This is a genomic window from Psychrilyobacter sp., assembly GCF_049671765.1.
Taxonomy (GTDB): Bacteria; Fusobacteriota; Fusobacteriia; order Fusobacteriales; family Fusobacteriaceae; genus Psychrilyobacter.
Genome location: NZ_JBATVM010000139.1, coordinates 1 through 8,202, shown reverse-complemented (window position 1 = coordinate 8,202; position 8,202 = coordinate 1). Strand labels below are relative to the sequence as shown.

Here is an 8,202-nt window from a genome sequence, read left to right as displayed (position 1 = left end):
AGCTGTTAATCTATGATATAGATCACTTCTAAATTTTCCACTCTCAACCTCTGTTTTAAGGTTCTTGTTTGTAGAAACAATAAATCTAATATCTACTTTCTTAGTTTTATTCCCCCCTACCCTTCTGAACTCACCGTACTCTATTACTCTTAGTAATTTTGCTTGAGCTTTGATATCTAAACCTGTAATTTCATCTAAGAATACAGTTCCACCATCAGCTTCTTCTAAAATTCCTATTTTTCCTGATCCAGACCCAGGGAAAACATCTCTTTCATATCCAAATAACTCTGATTCTATTATATCTGAAGACATAGATGCACAACTAATTACCATGAAATTTTTCTTTCTTCTATCAGATTTTTTATAAATTTCTGCCGCTATTAGTTCTTTTCCTACACCATTTTCTCCACTAACAAGAACAGTTAAGTCACTTTCTGCTATCTTATCTATTAGATTTTTAATCTCTTTTATCTTAGTGCTTTGTCCTACAATCTCTTGGATTTCTTCTGTATCAGATAATTTTTTTTCTAACTTTCTCTTTTCCTTTAATATAGATAAGCTTTGTAAAGCTGGAAAAATTAATTTATTAAATTCCTTTATACATAAAGGTTTCAATAAATAGTTATATATATCAGCGCCTCTTAGGTCTTTTAATACTTCTTCAGTTTCTTCTTCTATCAATCCTACTACTACAAAATCTTTTCCTATACCATTTAATTTTCTTCTTACCTCTGTGAAAGTAAACCATGTCATATTTTGATCTAATAAAATAATATCAAAATCACTTTCCCTCAACATATCTAATCCATCTAAAAAATTATTAAAAGTAATTACTTCATATTCACCTAACAATTCTTTTCTTACCTGCTTTAAAATTTCTTTTCTCTCAGAAATCGCTAAAATCGATTTTTTCACAACATCCCTCCTACATATTCTTGTTTTTTTTCATCACTGTATTATAACCAACCAAGTGTCAAATTTCAAGATTTTTTTGTTTTATTTTGTTTTTTTTGAAACATATATCCAATTTCATTACACAAAGATAAAAATATTCTAAAAATTTGTTCAAATATTACTGATTATTTCTTATATTTGTAATTATTAAATTTTAAAGCTCTAAAAATTCAGAATGAGGGCGATAAACACCCTCATTTAAACTATAAATTAATATATTCTAATGCTCTTACTGAGATATCAAAGGTTATATTATAATCTAAACTTTTTTTCAATCTCGAAAATTTTTCTACTAGTTCATAACATCTTTCTTTTTCTACTATAACTAGTAATGCCTGATCCTCTCCAGGCCAAACATGAGTATTCAAGTGCTTTATTCCTTTCTGCCACGATACCTTTAGTTTTGAAATAATTGCATATTTTATAACATCGCTATTTTTTAGCTCCTCCAATATCAATTCTTCTAAAGATCCATCAAACAGTACTCTGAGTTCTTTATATTCACCATTTAATTCCATAGAGTCCTCCCCTTTGTCGATTTAACCTACTTTTCCTTCTTATAGTTTCTCTTTGTAAGAGAAATTGACACTAAACTGTCTAGTAATAGTTTTCTTTGTGACATTTAAAATTTATTTTAATTACAATAAATTTCAATACTCGTTAATCGAGAAAACGACAACAGTGAAAGTGTTACTTTTTAAATTTGTTTTTTACCCTATCCACTCCATTTTCTACTAATTCATAAAGTACTGGTATTATTATTAGAGTCAATAATGTTGAAACCATCAATCCAAAGATAACAGCAATAGCCATACTTTGATACATTTCAGATCCTTGACCTATTCCTAATGCTAATGGCATCATTCCTAACATAGTTGTCAAGGTAGTCATAAGAATTGGCCTCAACCTTGTTCTACCAGCTTCTAGCACCGCTTGTCTTCTGTCACTTCCTCTTGCAATTAATAATTTTATATAGTCTATTAATACTAAAGCGTTATTAACTACTATACCAGCTAACATGATTATTCCTACCATTACCATTACGTTAAATTCTTTTCCTGTAATGATAAGTCCTGCATATACTCCCATTATAGATAGTGGTACAGATCCCATTATTATAAACGGTAGTACCAATGATTCAAATTGAGAAGCCAATATTACAAATATTAAAAATATTGCTATAAGCATTGAGTTAGCTAATTGTCCCATCATCTCAGCAGTTCTTTGATTGTCCCCACCAAATCTATAACTTACACTAGTTGGCACACCTAATTTTTCTATTCTTTCGGTAATCAACTTTTCTACATTCTTACTGTTATTTCCATCTCTTAAGTTTGCACTTAGGGTTACCTTTCTAATTCTATTTAATTTTTCTTTTTCCGCTGGCCCTTCTACTACTTTTATATAAGCTACATCGGAAACTTGGATAATCTCTCCTGAATCTAATTTTAATTTACTTGTCATGAGTTTAGACAATGATTTTCTATATTCATCAGGCATCATTACATTTACCTCAATCTCCTCTAAATCTGTTTTAAGATCTATAGGATTTGATCCTAATACTTGATAAAAGATTATCTTATTTATATCTGCTGGTCTTATACCATAATATCTAGCTTTTTCTCTATCTATAATTATCCTAGCCTCAGGACTTCCTCCAGTCAAACTACTCTTAAAGTCACCTATTTCTGACATATTTTCCATCTCCGAAAAGACTAATTCAGAAAAACTGTCCAATTGTCCTGCATTGTCTGATATAAGATCTAATTCTATGTCTCTTCCACCACTACCTGGTCCCTTGGCATATCCATCGGCTACATTTAAGTCTACATCTGGAATTCCTTTTAATTTTTCCCTTATAACATCTGTTATCTCGAATACAGACTTATCTCTATCTTTTCTTAAATCTAATTTTACGTTGATAGAAAATCCATCATTTGCTACTGATGTTTCTAGATTTTTTGTATATTTATCTGCTCCTAATATTTTTTCAACTCTTCTAGTAATAGAGTCAACTTTATCTAGCGTAACTCCTGGTGGTGTTTCACCAGTTACTACATATACATTGTCATCTGTTGCAGGAATAAATCCTCCTCCAACTATTTTGATTCCTGGTATTACTATGGCAAAGAACATTATTATTACTATCAATAAAGTCTTAAATTTATGTTTTAATGTCAATGATAACAATTTTACATATTTCTTCTTTATAAAAGTAAGTAATTTTCCATCTTGAACTTCTATAACCTTTTCCTTTAATATCTTATTAGCCACCATTGGAACAAAGGTCATTGCAACTAATAAAGATGCTAATAATGAAAAAGTTACAGCCCACGACATTCCCCAAAATACTTCTTTAGCGAGCCCTTCAGTCATTACTATAGGTAAAAATACCGCAACTGTAGTGGCTGTAGAAGCTATGATTGGTATTAACATCTCCGAAGCTCCATCTCTGGCAGATTCAAATTTAGGTTTTTTGAGTTCGGTCATATGTCTATAGATATTATCTAGGACTACTACCCCATTATCTACCAACATTCCGACCCCTAAGGATAATCCCATGAGAGAGATTATATTTAGCCCTACTCCTATACTATTAAGTAGAAAAAATGCCCCTATAATAGATAATGGTATTGCCATAGCTATGATAATAGTAGCTCTCACATCTTTTAAAAACACAAACAATACTATTGAAGCAAGTATTAAACCTGCTATGGCACTGTTTTTTACATTATTTATAGAGTTAGATATATCTATAGATGTATCATAAGATACACTTAATTTAACATCTGGTGGTAACGTCTGAGAAAGAGATTCAATAGCTTCTTTTACTCCTTTTGAGATCGACACAGAGTTTCCATCTGTAGATTTTTCTACCGATATCGAAATAGAAGGAGTTCCATTCATCCTATTATAACTATCTACATCTTTATTTCCCAATTTTACATCAGCTACATCTTTTAGATATAAAACTTTACCATTTTCATTACTAATAACTATATTTTGTACTTCTTCTACAGTTTTTAATTCTGTCATTACTTTAATAAGATATCTTTTTCCACCTTCTTCTACAGTTCCAGCCGGAATATTGGTACTAGATTGCCCTATTATATTATAAAGGTCATCAATATTCATTCCATAAGATTCTATCTTATTAGGGTCTACCTCTACCTTTACTTCCTTTTCATATCCACCATAAACTTCTACATTTCCAACTCCTAAGATCTGTTGAAATCTAGGCTTGATTCTATTTTCTGCCAAACTTTTAGCTGCAATTAAATCTTCAGCCGATACTGAAACAGCAATTACTGTTTCTCCCCCTGGTTGAACTTTTTTTACTATGGGAGTATCTATATCCGATGGCAGATCATTCTTGATATTATTTAATTCTGTCTGTACATCAGTTACTTTCTTATCTGTATCTGTTCCATAATCAAATTCTAATACAACAAAGGACATATTTTCTGACGAAGTTGAATTCATCTCTTTTATTCCTTCTATATTAGGCATAACTTCCTCTATTTTTCTTGTAACCAAACTATCCATATCCTCTGGAGTAGCTCCTATCCAAACGGTCTGAATCATTACTACAGGAACATTCATATTTGGCATCAAGTCTACTGGCATATTTTTTAATCCTAATAAACCCATTCCTACCATAGTTATCATAAGCATAATAACCGAAACTGGTCTTTTTATTGCAATTGATGATATAGCCATCTTCGTCCTCCTAATTCTCTTCCTTTATAAAATCCCCATCATTTAGAGAGTATTGTCCCACTACTACTACCTTATTTGACTCTTTTAAATCCGAACTTACTATCTCTTGATTTTCTCCATCAGAAATACCTAAATCCACTCTTATCTTTCTGGCTACCAACATCTCTTTAGATTCTTTTATTCCTTCTTTTTCTGATTCGATATTTTCTTTATTCACCACAAATATATATGAATATAATTCCTCGATAATTACAGCTTTTTTAGGAACTAATATTCCTTCTTTTTTCCCAGTATACAGTTCTACCCTTGCGAACATACCCTGTTTATATTTAGAATCTTTATTGTCTATCTTGATCTTAACTTCAAATTTTCTAGTTGATGAATTAGCGATTGGATTAACTTCATACAGAGTTCCTTTAACAAATTCTAAAGAATTTTCCACATAGATATTAGCTACCTCTCCAGTCTTTAATCCAATTATGTCTTGAGATGATACACCACTTAAGATTCTTAAATTCTCATTGTCCACCACTTTAAATAGTGGCTCTTCCTTCTCTACTTTTTGATATAATTTAAGATCTAAATCTGCTATTGTACCATTTATCTTGGCTTTTACAGTAAGATCATTGTAATCTTTTTCATTTTTTAAAAGTGCCGCCATGGCAGATCTATACGCTCCCTCACTAGAAGCTAATTTATTCTTAATACTTAAAAACTCCTCTTCTGAAATCAATTTTTCAGTATAAAGAACTTCATATTTATTATATGTAATTTTTTGAGTGTTATAATCTGCTTTTGATGAAATCACTCTGGCTTTAGAGTCTAAGTATGCAGATTTTACATCTTGATTTTCAAGTACTAATACTACATCTCCTATCTTTACTTTATCTCCATTTTTATAATTTATTTTTATAATATCCACTCTACTTTTTGTAGTTTCTTCCGTCTCATTTATGGAATCCAAAGACCCAGATGATACTGCCACTTTATTTATTTCACCTAGATTAGCATCTACCAATTTTACATTTTTATAATTTATATCTTCTTTTTCCTTAACAGTATCTTCTTTTTTCCCACAAGCCACTATACTCAATGCTACAAGTAATATAGCTATCAGCTTCATTAATTTATTCATCCTATCCTCCCGTTTGCCCATGAGCAAATTAGTTAATAATTTTTTAATTTTTTAATTTTTATTTTAAATCTTCTAAGTATTTTTCATATGCAAAGTAATAGTCTAACTTGGTTTTAATAAGAGATAATTTTGTATCGTTTAATTTCGTTTCATAAATCAAATAATCTGTAATAGATATAATACCTTCATTGTATTTTCTTTTTTGTAGATCATAATTTTCTTCTGAAGCTTCTAATTCTGCTTCTTTAGCCTCTGTCGTTCCATTTAATTTAACCAAGTCAATATAGTTAGTCCTAATGTTCACCTCTAAGTCATCCAAAGTTTTTCTCTCTATATTTGCAGCTTTTCTAGTCTCATTTTTACTTCTTGTATAGGCATCCAAAGTTTTCCCAAAATCAAATAATCTCCAATTAATCTCAACTCCAGCGGTCCAGTACCAATCATCCATAGAATCATTCAAATGACGATCTTCAGCATTATAAGCCAATCTTGCATTTATTTGTGGCAATAGATCTGCCCTTGATACCTTTTCCTGTTTTTCAACTATATCAGTATTTAATTGAGATATTCGGCTATCTTTATTATTTAATATAGCATAATTTGTATCTTCGTTAACATCTATCAAATCAAGATCATATTTTTTAAATTCTAATTCTTCTAATTTCACATTTTGATCTATCGGCATTCCAATAATATTTTTGAATTCAATCATATATATTTCGCCTTGATTTTGTGCTTCTACCAAATTAGTTCCCGTAGATATCACTTGTGTTTTAAGGGGTAAATAATCAGATTTGGAGATTAGATCTAATTCATATTTTCTCTCTGCTTGATCAAAGGCCGCTTTAACTTCCTCTAAAGATGTTTTATATACTTTGATAATTTCTGCTTGAGCGATCACCTTTAAGTATGCATCTATAACTTCTAACTTTAATTGACTCTTACTTTTAGCCAATTTATATGTCATCAATTCTTGAGATATCTTAGCAATTTCAATTCCTGTAATTACCGTTCCACCATTATAAATAGGCTGAGTAATTCCAAGTTCATGGTTTATCCTTTGATCACTCTTTGGATCCCCTATAATACTCATTTGATTGTCGTCATCTGTAAGAGTATATCCTCCTCTATAATCCAGTTTAGGAGCAGCTGATTTATATCCTTCTCTCACTTGTAAATCAGTATTATCTCTATCAATTTTCACATTTTGATACTCATAGTTATTTTTATAAGCCATCTCTAAAGATTCATTTAAAGTCATTTTTTCTGACCCCCATAGGGAAGATGCCATTAATATCAACATCAAACTAATAATTTTTTTCATTTTTTTCTCTCCTTTTTATTAAAATAATTAATCTTCATCACCTAGATCTATACTCTTACAAAACCTTTCAAATGGTTCATTGGATAGTTTTTCATCATAGACTTCATTAGTTATATGAAAATATTTTCCTGTGAATACACAAGCTCCCATAAAATTAAGTATCAACATCAATTCATCTACATTTTTCATACCTTTTTTTTTAATAATACCTCTAAAAATATCCAATAAAAATTTATAATTTTTTTGCACCTCCGTTTTAGTGCCATCGCTTATAAAATTAGAATTAGCAAAATAATTTATAAATTTTCTTTCTTCTGGATTCTTTATTCCCCATATAATTAAATTATTCCATATTTTTTTTAATTTCATTTTTGAAGTCTTCGCTTCCTCTAAATCTTTTAAAATACCTTCTTTTTGTTCTAATTTTATTTCTATAAAAATTTCATTTATTAAAATGTTTTTGGTTTTGAAATAATTAAATAAGGTACCTGTAGCTATTCCAGCTTCTTTAGCTATTAAACTAGTAGGCGTTCCATGAAACCCTCTTTCTACAAAAAGCTTCATCGCTACTTCTATTATTATTTTTCTCTTTCTCTTTTTATTATCCATCCTTCCCATCCCCCTTATTTTTAAATTGACTGACTAGTCAATTTAAGGAAAGTGTATAATATTAAAGTCAAAAAGTCAACTTTTAATTATACGTTGATATTACTAGAAATCCTTTATATAAATAAAAATTCTCTAGGTTAATTTAAGATCCTCTTAATGGACTTGTTTCAGTCTAAAAAAAAGCACATAAGAAATCAATTCTCTGTGCTTTTTTTCTATATTCCTATATTTTTTTACCCTTTTGAATGAGCAAACGTCACCTTACCCATTACATATTTGGTGTTTTACCGATTATAAATTTTTCAATCACTGTTTTCAATCCATGATTATCATGAGATGTCGAAATAAATTTTGCCATATTTTTTACTTCTACTTTGGCATTTTCTACAGCTACTGGCATCCCTACTACCTCTAACATAGTCATATCATTATAAGAATCTCCTACACTTATTATCTCTTC

At 29.9% G+C, this 8,202-nt stretch carries 7 protein-coding genes; all 7 read right to left on the bottom strand.

Going from position 1 to position 8,202, the window contains the following annotated elements; all coding sequences use genetic code 11:
* Positions 1-915, bottom strand: a 915-nt coding sequence (locus tag WBG30_RS06720) for a sigma-54-dependent transcriptional regulator (RefSeq protein WP_424503874.1), incomplete at its 3' end; no start/stop codon positions are given.
* Between the two features lie 242 nt (positions 916-1,157).
* The gene (locus tag WBG30_RS06715; RefSeq protein WP_424503873.1) at positions 1,158-1,472 is read right to left on the bottom strand and encodes a PG0541 family transporter-associated protein; all 315 of its coding nucleotides are present in this window, start codon (positions 1,470-1,472) and stop codon (positions 1,158-1,160) included.
* A gap of 172 nt (positions 1,473-1,644) precedes the next feature.
* Complete coding sequence (locus tag WBG30_RS06710) at positions 1,645-4,674, bottom strand: efflux RND transporter permease subunit (protein WP_424503872.1); 3,030 nt, start codon at positions 4,672-4,674, stop codon at positions 1,645-1,647.
* Between the two features lie 10 nt (positions 4,675-4,684).
* Positions 4,685-5,809, bottom strand: a complete 1,125-nt coding sequence (locus tag WBG30_RS06705; RefSeq protein WP_424503871.1) for an efflux RND transporter periplasmic adaptor subunit — start codon at positions 5,807-5,809, stop codon at positions 4,685-4,687.
* Between the two features lie 58 nt (positions 5,810-5,867).
* Positions 5,868-7,133, bottom strand: coding sequence for a TolC family protein (locus tag WBG30_RS06700; RefSeq protein WP_424503870.1), 1,266 nt, complete (start codon positions 7,131-7,133; stop codon positions 5,868-5,870).
* Positions 7,134-7,160: 27 nt separating this feature from the next.
* On the bottom strand, positions 7,161-7,742 hold the full coding sequence (locus WBG30_RS06695) for a TetR/AcrR family transcriptional regulator (RefSeq protein WP_424503869.1): 582 nt from the start codon (positions 7,740-7,742) through the stop codon (positions 7,161-7,163).
* 268 nt (positions 7,743-8,010) lie between these two features.
* Positions 8,011-8,202 (bottom strand): HAD family hydrolase (locus WBG30_RS06690; RefSeq protein WP_424503868.1); only part of this gene is annotated, 192 nt, incomplete at its 5' end.

Bases quoted from the DNA above. Each gene is read 5' to 3' on its own strand.
- WBG30_RS06705 (WP_424503871.1), bottom strand. From the start codon at position 5,809: ATGAATAAATTAATGAAGCTGATAGCTATATTACTTGTAGCATTGAGT.
- WBG30_RS06700 (WP_424503870.1), bottom strand. From the start codon at position 7,133: ATGAAAAAAATTATTAGTTTGATGTTGATATTAATGGCATCTTCCCTA.
- WBG30_RS06710 (WP_424503872.1), bottom strand. From the start codon at position 4,674: ATGGCTATATCATCAATTGCAATAAAAAGACCAGTTTCGGTTATTATG.
- WBG30_RS06715 (WP_424503873.1), bottom strand. From the start codon at position 1,472: ATGGAATTAAATGGTGAATATAAAGAACTCAGAGTACTGTTTGATGGA.
- WBG30_RS06695 (WP_424503869.1), bottom strand. From the start codon at position 7,742: ATGGATAATAAAAAGAGAAAGAGAAAAATAATAATAGAAGTAGCGATG.